This is a genomic window from Shewanella sp. Isolate8, from assembly GCF_022398495.1.
Classification (GTDB): Bacteria; Pseudomonadota; Gammaproteobacteria; order Enterobacterales; family Shewanellaceae; genus Shewanella; species Shewanella aquimarina.
Map to the genome: position 1 here is coordinate 1,098,960 of NZ_JAKEVI010000001.1, position 16,615 is coordinate 1,115,574.

Below are 16,615 nucleotides of genomic sequence, written 5' to 3' on the forward strand. Positions count from 1 at the left end.
AAAGGAGAGTGTAAAAAGATCTGTGTAAGTGGCATTCTTAATCTCTTAAAAGGAATGCAGAATGCCAATAACAGACAAACTTATCGTTCAGCTACTCGTTGGCTGTAATTCTCCAGATGATATTCTCGGTGAAGCTGGATTACTCAAACCAGAAAACACTACAGAAGTACATGAAAAAAGATAGCTGATAGTTTTTGGGGACTGATAAACATCTCTGGAATACATTAACGATGCTTCGCAATATTAATTGCATTTTTTTATCATTCTAGCGACTACTCAAAAGCCTCAGCCACTCCTCTTTTGGTTAAAAATTGCATTTACAGAGCGGTTAGCTAAGGGAGGAGGGCCAGTATGTTACGCTTATCTTTCTTTGTGTTCTACACTAATAGTTCTACAGATTAACAAGGACGTATAATGCTGATACTTACCCGAGCGGAAGGCGAATCGCTCTACCTAGATAACATCTACGACGCAGACGGCAATCAATTGCCTCCCATTGAAGTGATCAATATGGGAAAAAATAGCATTGGCGTACATGCTGCCAACTCAATCACTATCTTAAGATCAGAAGTCCATCACAGAGCCAAAATAAAGGAGCTCAATGTACGGTATCGAGACAATGTTTGCTTAGCTGACAATGATGAGTAAAATCGCTTCTTATTCTAAATAATGCAATATCGCAAAGCAGGGCATTTAAAGTAGAAAAGGCCGGGGTTAATCTATTACTGTGAGTGCAGCACAATGTTCTCCCAACTTTATCCGGCAAACAATCCGCTATACGAAAATGCCCCAAAGTGTGCTGCCCTTAGAATGAAGGTTTGGCATTTCTATAATTTGCTTGGTTGGCACTTGGCGACATGCTCATCTATTAAGTGAGTTGAAGGTCACCCCTTCATAGCCATCTATCACCTGCGGTGGGCTTATGTGCAGATACGCCTGTGAGACACCGTGAATAAGTCCCTTTAGGCTCTGCCGAAACATCCCTGTTTCGGAAGCTCACCGGCGTATCTACACTCGGTATTTAACGTCTCTTCGATTTGGCGGTATTGGATGTTTAAGGTGTGTAAGGAATTGTTCAACGGCTGCTTCCGCAGTTGGGCTGGATGTCTTTTCTGGTGAGAATAGATAAACTTCCTGACCCAATACAGGTAAGCCTTTTCGGTTTTTAAGCTATATCGCTTAGTTCTCAACACATTACGGATGGATTCAATGAAAGGTGATTTACTCATCTGAGACACTCAAAATCAGTGTCTGTATATTTATACAGTTGTAATGGGAGATCGTGAAAAAAGCAAAATTCTTCTTCCTACTATGTAAATTGAACACTCTCGTTTTTTTCTGATGTAAAAGTATAAGGGTCTGATTTTTAGGCTTTTATTAAATTTGCGAATCAGTTTAATAGGAAGCACTGTCAGAGGCGCTAAATCAGGTCTCGCATTATTCAACGATGATCAGATAAACCTTGCCAAAAGAAGTGGATTATTGGTATAAAATTCAGTCAATTAAGGTTGGCTGATGGGGAGGTATATTAGATGTTTTTGATTTACATATCCGGCACTCCCCCTACTAAGCGTTATAGCTCAGGGAAGCTATGTCACATTTAGAAAATTTGTTAGCCGAGTATTACGACTGGAAAGGCTACCTTATTAAGCGAAATATTAAGGTCGGCAAACTCAGTCATGGCGGCTGGGAAATGGAGCTGGATGTAATCGCCTTCGATCCACATACGGGTCATCTAGTTCACTTAGAGCCATCAATTGATGCTCACTCTTGGGCAACACGAGAAGAGAGGTTTACTAAAAAATTCACTGCCGCAAAGAAATATATATTCAGCGAGGTATTTACCTGGCTTGATCCAAGCACAGAAGTTGAGCAAGTAGCTGTACTCATATCTCACCCCAAAGGGCGCGACTCACTTGCTGGCGGCAAAATCATCTCAATAGATGAATTGCTGGCTGAAATACGTGAACAAGTTATTTCATGTGGCATAGTGGCTAAAAATGCAATACCTGAACAATACCCTTTGCTACGCACATTGCAGCTTTCACACAATGGTTACTACAAAGCGTTATAACAAGGCCATGTTGTAAGCCCAGCAAGCTGGGCCGGACAGCCTTTCCGCTGCTTCGCAGCTACAAGTCTGCCGCAAATGGCGGCGTTAGGCAGTTGAATAAGGAGTATTCATGTCTTCTAGAAAAGATAGAATTCATAGTCACATTGATGCAATTGCGCATGAGATTTTGGAGTATATAAAGGACAAGGAGCAATTCGATTCTGAACGTTGGGTTCCAGCTAAAGAGATAAGAAAAGATCTCGAGTTAAACTTTGTATCTGTTCCTAAAAATAACACTCAATATGGTAAAAAAGGGTGGTTATTTGCAATCGTAGCGAGAGTGCTCGAAGACAATAATTTAGTTGAGTTTAATAAAGTAAACGGCAATTCTTTTTATCGAAGTGTGCGTTAATGCCATACAAGCGCATCAACTGGACAAATACTGGTTGGCTCCTACGCTGCGCTTCGGATTATAGCCAACCAGTATTTGCCCGTTATGCGGGCGTTAGGTGCCAGCAGGGAGTCCATGTGCGATACGCAATTGTTGATAACGTAAAGGCAGAACCATCCCCCAAGCTAAGAGGCATATGTCGGTGCTGCGGGGGGGAAACCATATCAAAATGTGGTCGCTTCAAGGTGCATCACTGGGCACACAAAGACAAATTACATTGCGACCCATGGTGGGAGAACGAATCTGAGTGGCATAGAAGTTGGAAGAACTACTTTCTTCCTGAGCACCAGGAGGTTGTATTTCAAGATCCAAATACCTTAGAGCGGCATATCGCTGACGTCTATGTTCCAGATCGTTGGGTAATCGAATTTCAAAGTTACACGATTGATGACGCAGAAGCCCGTAGCCGCGAAGCTTTCTACAAGAACATGATTTGGGTAGTAAATGGTGCTAAGAACGAATTTGACAAGGTCTATTTCGGCAATAGCTTGTGCGGACATCACACAAATGATCCTTGTTACAGAATGATAAAGTGGCATGGCCGCAGTAAGCTTTTAGCTCGTTGGTCTACAGCAACAAAACCTGTGTATTTCGATTTTGGAGTAGATACAATTTGGCAGCTATTGTCATTTGACTGCCAAACAAAGCAAGGTGAAGTAAGAGCGCATGAAAAAAGTGAATTCATTAGGCAGTTTGGCGGAATTGGCACCTAACCATCACATCAAATCCGCTCCCTATGGTCGCCCGACGATCGTGCCTCGCGCGGTTTATGTGGGGCGTTATACGCATTGGAGATTTAAGTGAAGGATGACAGATTAAGGTGTCCCGTTGACACCGATTATGTTACCGCTCTTGGTTTGGCTGCATACACATTTGCAAGGCTAGAGTGGCAAGTTGTCTGGTGTATGGAAAAAATCATTCCACAATCAATTCATAAGGTAGTCGGCAATGAACTTACAGCCGGCCAAATAGCTAAGAAGTTTATAGACGCAACTAGAAACATGCCAAAAAGCTCAGAACGAGAACAGTTAAAACTACTTTCTAAGCAATTTTCAGATCTAGTGGAATTAAGAAACAGAATAGTTCACGGAAAGCCTTGTACGAGCCCAAACAAACAACAACGGTTAAGCTCAAACGGAATAATTGAACTCATCGACCTTGAGAACGCTGCGGACGATTTTAGCGAGTGTGCCAACAAACTAAACAGTTTGTTTTATGGTTTCTTATCAGAGTAGTTCGTGCAAAATGCATATAACAAACGCTTTAACAAAGGACGCAAAAAGCTTGGCTTGCGCACCTTCGTCGCTAATTTTAGCCAAGCTTTTTTCGCCTGTTAAGCGGGCGTTATACACCAAGGAGTTGAGAGTCCTAAATGCTATGGCTTGATATGGCAGTATCCCCTAGGTTCTCTTGGCCAAGAAAACAGGTTGAGATTCCATTTGAAGGTTACAAGATTGTTCTGCAGCCGCTTAGAAAAGTACCAGAAAGCCCGATGGAATTGGCGTGCACAGTATCTGTTTTCGACATTGATGGGACGACTTTTGAAATCGGAGGAACAGTTGCAAGTAGATTTTTAAGTCGCTTAGCGTGGTCTCGAAACGGTGGTGTTGTAGAGTTATTCCCAGCAGGCTCAAATAATCCAAAACGGCCAGGCTGGTTGGGCCAAGGTACTTATGGCGTATCCGGATACGCACAGGTCGAACCTTGGGACTATTTGTATCTTCCGTCCGCAGAAACTGTAGAATCTGATTTGGCTTTGGGTTTGTTCAGAGAAGGGATGTCCGTCAATTCAGTTCCATTTGCATTCCTGAGTTTTTTTAAAGTTCTAAATATCAAATACGGAGCTGGAGCAGGTCAAAAAGACTGGATCAATAATAACTTAGAGCATTTATTGTATTCCCCAGCAGTCGATAGATTGAATGAGCTAAGACAGGTAGAGAACGATATTGGTAAGTATTTGTACGAAGAGGGCCGTTGTGCAGTTGCTCACGCACATGGCAACCCTCTAGTAAACCCTGACAACTATTCTGATAAACGTCGAATGGAAAGCGATTTAAAGCTAATGAAAGAGTTGGCAGCATTATTCATCGAAAAAGAACTGGGAGTACTGTCGGATAGTTCTTTTTGGAAAAGCTTGCGGGAATCGCATTTGGGTTCGTCAAGAGACTTGCTTAAAAAAGTAGAGCTAGAAGATGGAAGTATTGTTTACCAACATGATCAATAAGATGTATAACATAGCTGTCATAGGGACATTTCTAATTCGAGTAAGAGGGAATTATCTGAATGAAAATTGGTGCCGCAGGGTTAATGAAACTAGCAGAAATGATTTGCGGCGATGATCCATTTCGAAGCTTTCCTTACCGCAGCTCCTCATATTTGACTCGTTTCTTTGTGGATCTCGATCTAGATTATGTTCACGATGGATCAACTCGCCGTGTATGGGTAAATGACGTATTAAAGGAGTTAAATGAACGCAAAGCGCTCCAAGAGAATATGCCATCTGCGGAGATGAAAAAGGTAATTGAATATCTCTTGCATCCAGATCACTTTTTGTTCAATGAAAACGTGGATAGAGAAAAGTCTATCCAAGCGGTCGAAACATGTCTTAAGACCTATGAATTAACAATTGCACAGCAATCAAATGGCGTTGTAAAGCTATGTCCCGCGCATGGACAATTTGTATCTTCTTCTTACGAGGAAGTCCCTACGGAACAGCTCATCAGTTTTAAACCAAGTGTCTTTAATGTTCCGAAAAAGCCCCAAAATGAAAAGCTGATTTCGGTGATGATGCCTTTCAATGCCAGCTTTTCTGGCACCTACGATGCGGTAAAGCGTGTGGCTGAGTACATGCAGCTAGAGTGCCTAAGAGCGGATGATATCTGGGATAACTCCACGTTTATGCAGGACATATTTGATTTGATTTTTTGTGCGAAGGTCATTGTGGTTGATTTTACGGGTAGAAACCCGAATGTCATGTATGAAACCGGAATCGCTCATACACTTGGTAAAACAGTAATACCAATAACGCAATCGTTAGATGATATCCCGTCAGACCTTGGGCATCATAGAGCATTGAAGTATTTGCCAAATGAGCAAGGCTACAGAGATCTGAGTAACGAGTTATATAAAAGATTAAAGGTGATCTATAAGATCGAAATGTAACAAGGCGCTGTTGTCGGACTGTTTTTCCGCTGCGCTCCAAAACAGCCGCAAAGCGCGGCTTTACCAATACTTTTCCTAATCCTTCAGTCTACCTTTAGAGTGTTTGCGTTAGCGCACTTTTGTCCAATTTTTAGTTATGCCTCTCCGTAGTAATAGAGCTGAATTTAGGCAAACCCACTAGTTCAAGAAAGCCGCATTGCAGATAAAATTACTTTCTTTTGTTAGCTCCCTCATCTAACACTTAATCCTAGGAATGTCTGACCACCGTGTCGTATATTGGGGTGTTAGAAAGTCTCGCCTCATTTGCCATTTCGGCTCAACGCCTTGGCCAGCTACAAAAAGCGAGTCTGTTCCATAACGCGCATTGATACAATCAAGCGCCTTCATTAGAGTAGAACTCTTAGGTTGATTGAATAAATCTTGTTGGAGGTGCTTTTCGCTACATAGCTCAATCAGGCCTACGCCAACTTTGTAGTAACGTACCCCTGGTTGAAACCTAAGGCTACTGTAGTGCACAGCCTTTTCTATCAATTCGCATGTATCATTTGTTGGTATCTCGAGGGGGAGCGTGATTTTGAATCCTGTCGGACGCTCATCAAAAGGTGAGTTACTCGCAAAGACAAGCAACGTTTTACAAAGGGAGCCTTGTTGTCTTGCTTTGACTGCTGCGATGGCGACGTGCTTGGTGATAGCTTGGAGTAGGGATGCTTTGTCAGAAATACGGTTACCCATACTCCTCGTTGAAAAAATCTGCTTTTTATCAGCCCTTGCTGCATCCCAGCCTTTGCATGGAATGCCATTGAGTTCTCTTACTGTGCGCTCGAGTTCAATACTAAATTGCTGACGCGCAACACTCGGTTCAAGCAGGGCCAAGTCTAATGCTGTATTGATACGAAGAGCCACTAGGCGTTTCGCGATATGTTTACCCACTCCCCATACATCTTGAGCCTCCATTTGCTCGAGAATACAACTGCGCTCCTCATCTGTGGTGATAGCACAAACGCCGGCGTAGCCTGGTAGGTGTTTAGCCGCATGGTTTGCTACTTTGGCTAGTGTGAGTGTCTCTCCTATACCCACACACACCGGCAACCTTGCTTCTTTCCATACGGCTCTGCGGATTTTATGACCGTGAGATATTAGACAGGGGATAGCCGGGTAAACGTTTCTGAAAGATAAAAATGACTCATCAATACTATAAATGTGTTGTTCTGGCGCAAACCGCCCAATAACTTCCATCATCGCGGCCGAGAGAGAGCCGTATAGTTCATAGTTGGATGACAGAACAATCACACCTTTTTGCTGACATAACGACTTTACCTGAAAGTAGGGGACGAACTTGCTTATCCCCGCTTCCTTGGCCTGACGATTAGCCGCAACAATGCAACCATCGTTATTGCTGAGCACCACTATTGGCTTTCCACGCCATTCAGGTCGAAATACCTGTTCAGCGCTGCAGTAAAAGGAATTGGCATCGACCAAAGCGAACAAGGTTATTAACTCCTACTCAATATCGAGCTTTGCCGGTGACAGCGAATTGAGCGAATCACAACACCCTCAATAGTAAAGGAGTCATGCTCAAAAATAGGTGTGTTCATATGAGAGTCGTTCGCAGATATCAACTGCCTGTTGACCGTATCTATGATTTTGCAAACAAAGCAGCCATTGTAGTTCGCAACGATAATGTCTTGGTTTTTGACGGTTACGTGCCTATCTACAATGAGAATATCTTGATCAAAGATGCCAACGCCTTGCATGGAGTCACCACTTGCCTGGCCGATAAAAGTGGCGCTTGGATGCTCAATAAGCAACTCATCGAGGCTTAATGGCAGCTGTTTATAGTCCGTTGCTGGGGACTCAAAGCCGGTTATCCCGGCACTGGCTAAAATGGGTATGACTTTCATATTTAATGAGTACTGTTTGTTTATACAGTATTTTAGCTGACTTTAGTGTTTTGGCAATATTCGGGAGCTTTCCTTTTGCATGCTACAGCTCGATTCAACGAAAGATCGCTACCTGTTTTGATTTTTACCACCCAAATAGTCCTACACCAAAGTCCGCTAGCGTGCCGATTTTGCTAGCTTTTTCCGGCAAAGTTATTTAGCGTACAGAGGAGACAGATCAAATGCTGGCAAGAAATGAAACCATGAGTTGGTCTTTCAATCGCCGCAATGTCATAAACATGGAGGTTTGTATGAATAGGGTGTACGCGGGCTTAATACGCCGAATGGCATTAGCTTTGGCCTTTGCCGTGTTCACGCCTAGCGCCATTGGTCACAGTGGTGCAAAAGATGAAAATGGTGGCCACCTTAATAGGTCAACCCGTACATACCATTGCCATACCCAAGACTGTCTGCTCCCACTTAATGGCGCTGCTGCAACTAATTACCTTTCGATTGTGTCTTTCAATATTCAATTTCTGGGTAACTTTAAAGACCGCGATGATAAGGCGCTAGCTCAACTATTAGCGAATGAGGATATCGTTGTCATTCAAGAGCTCGTTGCACCACCTTACGATGGTACCTTTCCAGACAACACCTCATACAAGCCAGATGTTGAAGCTCGGCGCTTTTTTGAAGCTATGTCCTCATATGGGTTTAATTACATTCTGTCAGAAGAAGACACGGGCACAAATGACACCATTCACCTTAATAGTGCTGCAACTGAATGGTTTGTCACGTTTTTTAAACCAGACAAAGTGCAATATGAACCAAGCTTGCCTAAGGGGTTCTTAGCGGAAGATCGCTCCAATAATGATAAATACGAGCGGGTCCCTTACGCTACCCCGTTTAAAGCAAAAGCGACGGGAGATGACTTTGTCCTGATATCTGTCCATCTGCAACCAGGAGCGAGTAAGAAGGATGAGGTACGCCGTAAAGGTGAGCTATTTGAAGTAGCCAAATGGATAGACGAGAACGATTCAGTTGAACGAGATTTCTTCGTGTTAGGCGACATGAACTTTGAAGACTGCGATGAAATCTCGACGATTTTACCTGACGCCTATTCTGCACTGAACGCAGGAGATGCTTGTCTCATGACCAACACTAACCTTAATAGTCCCCGGCCTTATGACAACGTCGTTTATCCGACGTCAAATACAAGTAGTTTGTTTTTGGGCGGGCAGTTTGAAGTCATCGACTTAATAGATGAGATGGAAGATGACTGGTTTGAGGATTTTACGACTCCATACCCAGGTTCGCCGTACAACCACAATGCATTCAGGGCTCGTTATTCAGATCATCATCCGGTACGCTTTAAGATCTTACTAACAGGAACTGATGACTAGTAAATCATAAATAGGCACGATGTGCTTAAAGATAGCGATGTATAACAGAGAGTATGAAGAGCAATTAAAGGAAATTGACTACACCGTTATGAATATTTCGATACCAAATAGCATATTACCTCACTTGAATGAAATATCTGCTAGGCTGTGGTCAGGTCATGCTGCGGTAATGGTCGGTGCAGGGTTTAGTTGTAATGCAATACCTATAAACGAATCATCAAAAGCCTTTCCTGACTGGAACAAACTTGGTGAACTTTTTTATGAAAAAACGCGTGGTGAAAGCATAAAGGATGGTAGATTCCTTAATGTATTAAAGCTGGCTGATGAACTACAAGCTTCGTTTGGTAGACCGATGCTTCATCAGTTATTAAGGGATTCCATTCCTGATAGTGAATATGAGCCCTCTAAACTACATGTTGATTTGTTGAACCTTCCTTGGTCAGACATATTAACAACAAATTATGACACTTTACTTGAAAGAACCGCAAGAACAGTCACAGAACACAACTATCAATTAATTGTTGGCAGTCAGGACCTGATTTATTCAGAAAAACCACGAATAATTAAACTACATGGAAGTTTTCCTAGTGATGAGCCATTTGTTATCACTGAGGAAGATTATCGACGTTACCCAATCGATTTCGCACCATTTGTAAATACAGTCCAACAATCACTGCTAGAAAATACGTTATGCCTCATCGGTTTCTCTGGCGATGACCCTAACTTTCTCCGTTGGATTGGCTGGATTCGAGATAATCTAGGGGATGAAAAGTCTCCAAAAATATACCTGATCGGTGTACTTAATCTAACTAAAGCACAGGTCAGTTTGTTGGAGAAATACAATATTGTTCCTATTGATATGTCTGATTTGGATGGCGTTGGAAAGGATGATCACTACAAAGGCATTCAGAAGTTCTTTGAGTTTTGTAGCAGCAAAAAATCTGATTCTGATTGGTTAGATTGGCCCAAGGGTGGATCTAAAAAGTATCCAGATAAAAGTGGGAATGTGCCGATAGCACAACAGATCGAAGAAGTTATAATAGAATGGAAAGCTCAAAGAGAGAACTATCCAGGATGGGTCGTTGTTCCCGAAGATCGTCGACAATATTTGTGGGAATACACCAAACAATGGGAGGGCGCTATAAAGAGCTTTGAGGATCTTTCAGTTAAGGTATTACTTGAGTTTCTGTATGAGTATTTTTGGCGAATTGAAAAATGTCTATGCCCTATTTTCGACCCAAATGTATCTTTGATAGAGTATGTACTAAAGTGTGGTGATGAGTTTCTAAAAGATAATGTCAATGGTTCTGATAGCTCAGTTAATAACAGTGCTTTCGCTGATCTTGATTTACATCAAGTTAAATCGAAATGTTGTTTTATTCAACTGTCATACCTACGATATTTAAGAGAAGAGGGGAAGATTGACAAATGGAAATCAAATGAAAAAAGAGTGAGTGCTTTCCTTGGACAAAGCTCAGACTCTTCTCGTTATCATTATGAGAAATGTCTTTTGTCATTATTTGAACTTGACATTAACGAACTTGAAACCCAGTTAGAGAGTTGGATAATTAAACCCAATCTACCATATTGGTCTGCAAAAAAAGCTGGTTTATTAGCTGAAATGGGAAGATTGGATGAAGCGATTAATCTATTAGAGGATGCTCTAAAGGTAGTTAGATCAAAACTTAACCTAAAGCCGGTAGTATCTGATTATTCAGCAGTGTCCCAAGAATCATATATTTTAGTTTTGCTTAGATATATACAAAGTGGTCTGTCTTGGGTTAATGGTGATTACAGTTTAAAATCTGAATTCTCAGACAGGTGGAATGTTCTAAAGCAATATAAATGTGATCCATGGAATGAATTGAGGTTACTAGAATCTCCATTAAGAAATCATTACAGCAGAGAGTTACCAAATCAGAATAAGCCACTTTTTGATTTGAATAGAACAAACAAGACCATTAACTTTGGAGGAAGTAACTACGAAGTATTAGAAGCTTTTAGATTGCTTAAGTTTGCTGAAGATGTCGGGCTTCCATTTCGAATTCCGGGCAGTACGTATGCAAAAGAAGCTGCAATGGGGGCCATAGAGCGACTTTCTGAAGTTGTTCCCTATTGGAGTATGTCTATAATGTTTCGAATAGGAGATAATAAAGCAGTTGATAGGATTTTTGATAGACGGTCATTACTTTCAATGAGACAATCTGAAGTAGATTCGTTAATTCGAAACTACCTTAGAGTATTCGAAAACATTGTCCTAAGTGGAGATGATAAGAATAATGGCCCGAAGACGATGTTGGTGAACGTTGTTCCTGAATTGTTGTCTCGTTTAATATCCAAGTCTTCAAAAGTTGAAAAAGAAGCAATATTCAATCTATTGGGAAGGATGTATAGTTTTGGGAAAAAAATAGAATATTCTCAGGTTGATAAATTAGTAAGTCGCTCAGTTAGGTCGCTGTCAGAAATTGATATTGTTGACTATCTACCAATGCTTATTGAGTTATCAATAGGTAGTGATGAACATTATGATGGAGTACATAAGTTTTCTAACCCATTCGAATTTACTGATAATTTAAACGAGAAATTTATTAAGGTTCCATCATGTTTTTCGTTAGACTCTGATAGAATCAACGAGCTTATACAAATCGTGATAGATGGTAATGAAAGCGAACGATTACGATGCATACGGACATTAGCTGAACTGAAACGGTTTGAAGTATTGTCAGAAAATCAAGTTTCCGATTTTCTAGAGGCTATATGGTCATCTGTTGATTCTCAAGGATTTCCAAAGTTTGTTGGATATTACAAGTTTGCTATTTGTCGCGATTTATCTCCCGGTACTGTTGATGGAGATAAGCTTATCAAACAGTATATCCTTAATGAAGAGATTGAAGCTCAGAAACATAATCCAAATAAAGGTGTAGTCATGTCTCGTGGAGCTATACCTCTGTGTCATGAAATATCTGGAGCTAGTGAATTTGTAGAATGGTCTATTGAAGAGACACATGTAATTTTTACAAAACTTTTGAATTGGTGGGATTTGGATAAGGATTATCTAAAGAAGTATGAATCAGGAGAAGTTAGAGATGAGTTTGAACTAAGGTTCAAACGACTCAGAGGAGCACTAGTAAGAGCTGTATCAAAGAAATTCTGTAGTGACCGAGAAAAAGATGTTTCAGCACTGATGAACATGGTGCAAGAAATGACGGATTATGGTCTAACAGTTTGCAGTATTAAATGTGCATTCTCTCATATAATACCTAGTTGGAAGAAATGTCTAATTACGGAAGTGTCAAACTCGTACCTCGAGACAAACGAAGTATTCATAGAAGATGCTGTCGAAGGCATGTATTCTATTTTTGATAGATGTGACGATGAAACGATAAAAGAACATTGTCTCAGCCTTCTGGCTAGTTCATTGGTATCTAGAGATAAACATAGGCTTCTCATCTCATTAAGCGCCGCTCGTCGAATCATATTTGGATATAAAGAGTGTTTTAAAAAGTCTTTTGAAAATGCTGTGTTATTTTCATTGGACAAGCTTCGCACAGAAACTGATGGTCATTGTGATTTTCTAACTTTAAATAGTGATCTATTTACTCGCGAGATTTCCGCTCATTTGGCATTTGAACTGTATACGCATTATAGAGAATCTAAGTCTACTCTGCCGTGTGTAATTGAACAGTGGCGTGCTATTTGTGAAGATCCTGATGAATTTGTTGAGATAAGAAATGCTTGGTTGCATATCTGATTTTACAATCAACCACATGCTCGGCATTGAGGTTCGAATTGATATGAATAGATTTTGTTTAAAAATGGACAAGTATGGTCAACCCCTTGTCATATTTGAGATATCTACTGAAACTGCGGGCACAGTTTTTATGACAACAAGAAAGTTTGGCGAGCAAGATAATAACCGAGCTGTCGTGTTTGTTGATGCAAATAAGCTAATAGAGTTATGGAAGAATGACCCATATAACAGTGAGCCTTTGCTAGCTTATGGGAATGAATCTATATGGCGCAGTGATCTAAAGTTTTCTCAAGCAGAAAGAGGGTTTTCATTTGGTAAATGTAATCCAGTCCCTCTAGCCAGTATAGAATGCAGTACACATGTATATAAAAATCCAGTTTGGCAAAGAAAATTTTTATTATTTAAAGAGCTTGTTGGGGTTGTTCAAGAAGAAGTAAGCTATATAGGGTTTATAGACGGAATAACTAGAGCTATATGGTTACTAGCAAATAATGCTAAGAACTTCCCTGTAGAGTGTAGTTTGGGGGATGCTAAACTACTGCAAAAGGAAGCTGGGGTTATTGGTAGTACTTATATCACGGTCGCAGATTTATATAGTGGAATTTAACAATTAATTCCACAGTGCGGTAGGCTGATTTTAGCTTGTTATAATAAGCTACTTTTAAATTCTAACTTTTAACTTTTAAGGCCTATTTTTAGCGGGGAAGTATGACAACAATAGTAATAATAGGTAATGGGTTCGATCTTCACAATGGCTTACCTACTAGCTATAAGCATTTTCAACAACAGTATCATAGTCGTTTAGATGAGCATTTTGCCTTTTTTCCTGAATTCTTTAACGATCAAGATTGGTCTACTTTTGAAGAGAACTTAGGTATCTTTAATCAGGATGAATTTAACGAGCAAGCGGCATGGCAACCAAGTGTGGAAGACATGATTGAATCCTCAAGTTATTTGTATGGCTACGAGGATGAGATAGTTCAAAAAGTCGATGAATTGGTGAATGATATCAAAACTTCATTTATCACTTGGGTAAGAGCAATAGATATAAGTTCAGCTTCCCAACTTTTTAGTTTTCCTGAAGGATCAAACTTCATTAGTTTCAACTATACACCAACTCTTCAGAATATATATTCAATTGCGGATGACCATGTTCTAAATATTCATGGTGAAGCTAGAACTGATGTTATTTTCGGACACGGAATAGGTAATGGCAATCGATCTGCGTCAATGCCGTGGAGCGAGAATGAACCTTGGTTTGATGAGTCAAATAGAACGTTGGCTACAGTAACTGATAAGTTGTACAAGCCTGTCTCTGAGATACTTGAACGATATCGCGCTCAGCTTGAAGGTTATGGATTTGTCGAAAAAATAATTGTGATTGGCCATTCGATAAATAATATCGATCTTCCATACTTCAGATGCATTTTGGAAGCCTATCCTGATGCTGTTTGGGAGAATTGGAATTCGGCTGATAATATATCGTATACCCATGATAGACTTATAGCTCTTGGTGTACCTCAACATCAGTTGAGTTCCGCATCTTCTTGTGATCTCGCAACAACTTATCCGATAATGGCATAGGCGAGTAGCATAAATTGCTTAAGTTATATATCGAACTCAGTTTGATAAAGCTTGTTTTTATTGATAAGACGATGACCTTGTAGTGTTTAACTAAATTTAGTGTCGGTTTTAAAAGTTTTCTTCTTTAGATTAGTTTATAAGCTAAAGCTTTACTCAGTAACACACTTTGAGTAGTGACGGTGTTGATGTCTATTGAATGAGGCGCACATCAGGTGAGATAAAAAGGCAACTCGCTATTAGCGGGAACCTCAGAGTAAGGAACAAGCTGCTAGAGAGTCCGGAACCAATAATAAAATTGAGTTTATGATAATATATTTTGTAAAAATCTGTGATTGCTGACATTTATGCAGATTCCTTTATATGAGAAATTTAGTGCATTAGAACCTTTGTCAAGCTGCGACAGAGAAAAACATTATGATGAATAATAACGTTATATAAACGTGACTATTTCGGCTTTTTCTAATTGGGTTATGTGGTGTTAGTAAGGAGTCTTCTGACAGGTTATTCCACTCTTTGATAATTGAGTTAATGTGTGTAGACAACTCACTGTCTTGCAGTAAACCAACCCCTTGTTTTAGTCGAAGTTCCTCTATATCCCGAGCTAAATTGGAGTACCGAGCTCCTGAGGAACGATGCATTTCAGCTCTTTCTCCAAATCTAGCTTGGCTCACTATTCCTGAGATTACTGCCGCGATACATCCGACGAAAATAACAACATGTTGTTTAGTAATGCACCAAAATAAAATTGTGCTTGGGTTATGAGTAAAAAATGAAAAAGCCGTAACAAATACAGTTGAGTAAATCAGCACGTAGCCAAGGATCTGCGACAAATCAAAGAGTTTTTCTGCTCTCGTATAATGACCATTTCGAGCATCTATACAACGTTGTAGCCATGACTCCAATGCTTCATCAATCGAAGGCGCACTTTTTTTACTATTCTCTTTTGCTGGTTCTTTCATTGTTTATAGCTTGCTGAACTTAAGGGAGGACATTGTACTAGATATTCAAATTTTTTGCATGCAATCAAGTCAAGGTGTCATCTATTATTTCAACGGCTATACCTAGGCACTATGGTCGATTGTGTATCGAAAAACTTGGAGTTTGTAGTTAACCACTACAACATCTTTACTTTAGAAAAAATTTTTTTATAACACTTGATTTGAACTGTCTGTGTACCCATTTGAATATATAGGGCCATGCTATAGTTAAGGAGATTTGTGTTCAATGTCTATTCAAGCTCATTTCAACAAGTTTAATAAGAACATCTACCTAACCAGCCACTCAGAAGGATATAAAAAGGCAAAGGAAAAGGATAATAGCATTTTTGATGAAATCAAAAGTGCTTTCAAAGATGCAGGTTATCCTGTCGTTGATTCATTCATGCAAGGTTCATTTGCTGTTAACACTGCCATCAATAGCTTAGAAGGTGATTTTGACATAGATCGTGCAATAGTCATTGATGCACATAATGCTCCTGAAGATCCTATTGCTCCAAAGAAAATCATTAAAGAAATTCTAGATAAGAGGAATTTTAAGGATCCTAGAATCAAAAAGCCGTGCGTAACAGCTGACTACAAATCTATTAATTTACATATTGACTATACCGTATACAAAAAGGAAACCTCTCTCTTTGGTAATGATACTTATTACCTTGCTGTAGGTAAAAATGGTTCTAGTAATGAACACAAAGAGTGGTCAGAAGCTGATCAGAAAGGACTTATTGAGTGGATTGATAGTGTTGATGATTTTGTTTTAGGAGCCACAGCAAAGCGTATGCAGCTTAAGCGTTTGATTCGTTATGTTAAGCGTTGGCGAGATGTGAACTTTAATTGTGAAGGTGTAAGAAAGAAGATTTTTTCGATTGGCCTAACCATCATTATGAAAGAGCAATACAGTCCAAATTCATTTTCTGCAGAGGTGGATGACGATCTACAGGCTTTGAAAGACACAGTTGATGCGATTCTTAATGCTCAATACATTTCTGCTCCATGGGGAAGCAATGATTACCGCGTTTATGTCAGGTTACCAAAAGAGCCTAGACGAGATGTTTTTCAACATAAGGTGGAAGGAGCACTCGCTGAGGGTAGTGATCTAAATGTAGGTACTCAATTAAGAAATAAGCTGCTGAAACTTCAAGATGAGCTTCAAAAGGCCTTGGATGAGACGGATGAACGAAAGCAATGCCAAATTTTAAACAAGGTGTTTGGCGACGATTTCGAGGTTCCCAAAGAAGAAAAGAAAGCATCATCTAATGTCGCATCAACATGTTTTGTTGGAGGAGTCGCCTCCCTAAGCACTGCTGGTGCTTCCGGTACGTCACAAGGGGCATAA

17 protein-coding genes are annotated in these 16,615 nt (G+C 40.2%); 13 read left to right on the forward strand and 4 right to left on the reverse strand.

The features are described from left to right. Window positions 1-61: 61 nt before the first annotated feature. Both L1D43_RS19850 and L1D43_RS04820 read left to right on the forward strand, forming a co-directional pair. Window positions 62-184: a hypothetical protein gene (locus L1D43_RS19850; RefSeq protein WP_275659121.1), complete on the forward strand. Its 123-nt coding sequence runs from the start codon at window positions 62-64 to the stop codon at window positions 182-184. A gap of 230 nt (window positions 185-414) precedes the next feature. After that, window positions 415-648 (forward strand): carbon storage regulator, encoded by a 234-nt coding sequence (locus L1D43_RS04820; RefSeq protein ID WP_239850138.1) that lies wholly within the window; start codon window positions 415-417, stop codon window positions 646-648. A gap of 314 nt (window positions 649-962) precedes the next feature. On the opposite strand, the gene L1D43_RS19855 is transcribed toward L1D43_RS04820, so the two are convergent. Further along, window positions 963-1,229: a phage integrase N-terminal SAM-like domain-containing protein gene (locus L1D43_RS19855; protein WP_275659047.1), complete on the reverse strand. Its 267-nt coding sequence runs from the start codon at window positions 1,227-1,229 to the stop codon at window positions 963-965. 362 nt (window positions 1,230-1,591) lie between these two features. On the opposite strand from L1D43_RS19855, the gene L1D43_RS04830 reads away from it, so the two are divergent. From L1D43_RS04830 to L1D43_RS04855, 6 genes are all read left to right on the forward strand, one after another. Beyond that, window positions 1,592-2,074 carry a hypothetical protein gene (locus tag L1D43_RS04830; protein ID WP_239850139.1) on the forward strand — a complete coding sequence of 161 codons (483 nt, stop codon included), beginning with the start codon at window positions 1,592-1,594 and terminating at the stop codon, window positions 2,072-2,074. Between the two features lie 109 nt (window positions 2,075-2,183). Beyond that, window positions 2,184-2,465 (forward strand): hypothetical protein, encoded by a 282-nt coding sequence (locus tag L1D43_RS04835; RefSeq protein ID WP_239850140.1) that lies wholly within the window; start codon window positions 2,184-2,186, stop codon window positions 2,463-2,465. Between the two features lie 116 nt (window positions 2,466-2,581). After that, window positions 2,582-3,217: a competence protein CoiA family protein gene (locus tag L1D43_RS04840; protein ID WP_239850141.1), complete on the forward strand. Its 636-nt coding sequence runs from the start codon at window positions 2,582-2,584 to the stop codon at window positions 3,215-3,217. Window positions 3,218-3,304: 87 nt separating this feature from the next. Next, complete coding sequence (locus L1D43_RS04845; RefSeq protein WP_239850142.1) at window positions 3,305-3,739, forward strand: HEPN domain-containing protein; 435 nt, start codon at window positions 3,305-3,307, stop codon at window positions 3,737-3,739. A gap of 137 nt (window positions 3,740-3,876) precedes the next feature. After that, a complete protein-coding gene (gene mauJ / locus L1D43_RS04850) occupies window positions 3,877-4,728 on the forward strand; it encodes a methylamine utilization protein MauJ (RefSeq protein WP_239850143.1) in 852 nt (283 codons plus the stop codon). Between the two features lie 59 nt (window positions 4,729-4,787). After that, window positions 4,788-5,666, forward strand: coding sequence for a hypothetical protein (locus tag L1D43_RS04855; protein WP_239850144.1), 879 nt, complete (start codon window positions 4,788-4,790; stop codon window positions 5,664-5,666). Window positions 5,667-5,900: 234 nt separating this feature from the next. Here the strand turns inward: L1D43_RS04855 and L1D43_RS04860 are convergent, their stop codons facing one another. Together L1D43_RS04860 and L1D43_RS04865 are read right to left on the reverse strand one after the other, a co-directional pair. Continuing rightward, the gene (locus L1D43_RS04860; RefSeq protein WP_239850145.1) at window positions 5,901-7,154 is read right to left on the reverse strand and encodes a Y-family DNA polymerase; all 1,254 of its coding nucleotides are present in this window, start codon (window positions 7,152-7,154) and stop codon (window positions 5,901-5,903) included. A 5-nt stretch (window positions 7,155-7,159) separates the two neighbouring features. Next, window positions 7,160-7,567 (reverse strand): S24 family peptidase, encoded by a 408-nt coding sequence (locus tag L1D43_RS04865; RefSeq protein WP_239850146.1) that lies wholly within the window; start codon window positions 7,565-7,567, stop codon window positions 7,160-7,162. A 221-nt stretch (window positions 7,568-7,788) separates the two neighbouring features. Between L1D43_RS04865 and L1D43_RS04870 the strand changes: the two genes are divergently transcribed. The 4 genes from L1D43_RS04870 to L1D43_RS04885 all read left to right on the forward strand — a co-directional run bounded on the left by L1D43_RS04870 (window position 7,789) and on the right by L1D43_RS04885 (window position 14,284). Further along, a complete protein-coding gene (locus tag L1D43_RS04870) occupies window positions 7,789-8,949 on the forward strand; it encodes an endonuclease/exonuclease/phosphatase family protein (RefSeq protein ID WP_239850147.1) in 1,161 nt (386 codons plus the stop codon). A gap of 37 nt (window positions 8,950-8,986) precedes the next feature. Further along, window positions 8,987-12,700, forward strand: a complete 3,714-nt coding sequence (locus tag L1D43_RS04875; protein WP_239850148.1) for an SIR2 family protein — start codon at window positions 8,987-8,989, stop codon at window positions 12,698-12,700. Beyond that, window positions 12,681-13,307, forward strand: coding sequence for a hypothetical protein (locus tag L1D43_RS04880; RefSeq protein WP_239850149.1), 627 nt, complete (start codon window positions 12,681-12,683; stop codon window positions 13,305-13,307). The genes L1D43_RS04875 and L1D43_RS04880 overlap by 20 nt, the downstream gene beginning before the upstream one ends. Window positions 13,308-13,408: 101 nt before the next feature. Beyond that, entirely contained in the window at window positions 13,409-14,284 is an 876-nt protein-coding gene (locus L1D43_RS04885) for a bacteriophage abortive infection AbiH family protein (protein ID WP_239850150.1), read from the forward strand. Window positions 14,285-14,673: 389 nt separating this feature from the next. Here L1D43_RS04885 and L1D43_RS04890 read toward each other — a convergent pair whose 3' ends face one another. Next, a complete protein-coding gene (locus tag L1D43_RS04890; protein WP_239850151.1) occupies window positions 14,674-15,243 on the reverse strand; it encodes an SLATT domain-containing protein in 570 nt (189 codons plus the stop codon). 265 nt (window positions 15,244-15,508) lie between these two features. Here L1D43_RS04890 and L1D43_RS04895 point away from each other — a divergent pair, with 265 nt between their 5' ends. Then, window positions 15,509-16,615, forward strand: a complete 1,107-nt coding sequence (locus L1D43_RS04895) for a nucleotidyltransferase (protein WP_239850152.1) — start codon at window positions 15,509-15,511, stop codon at window positions 16,613-16,615.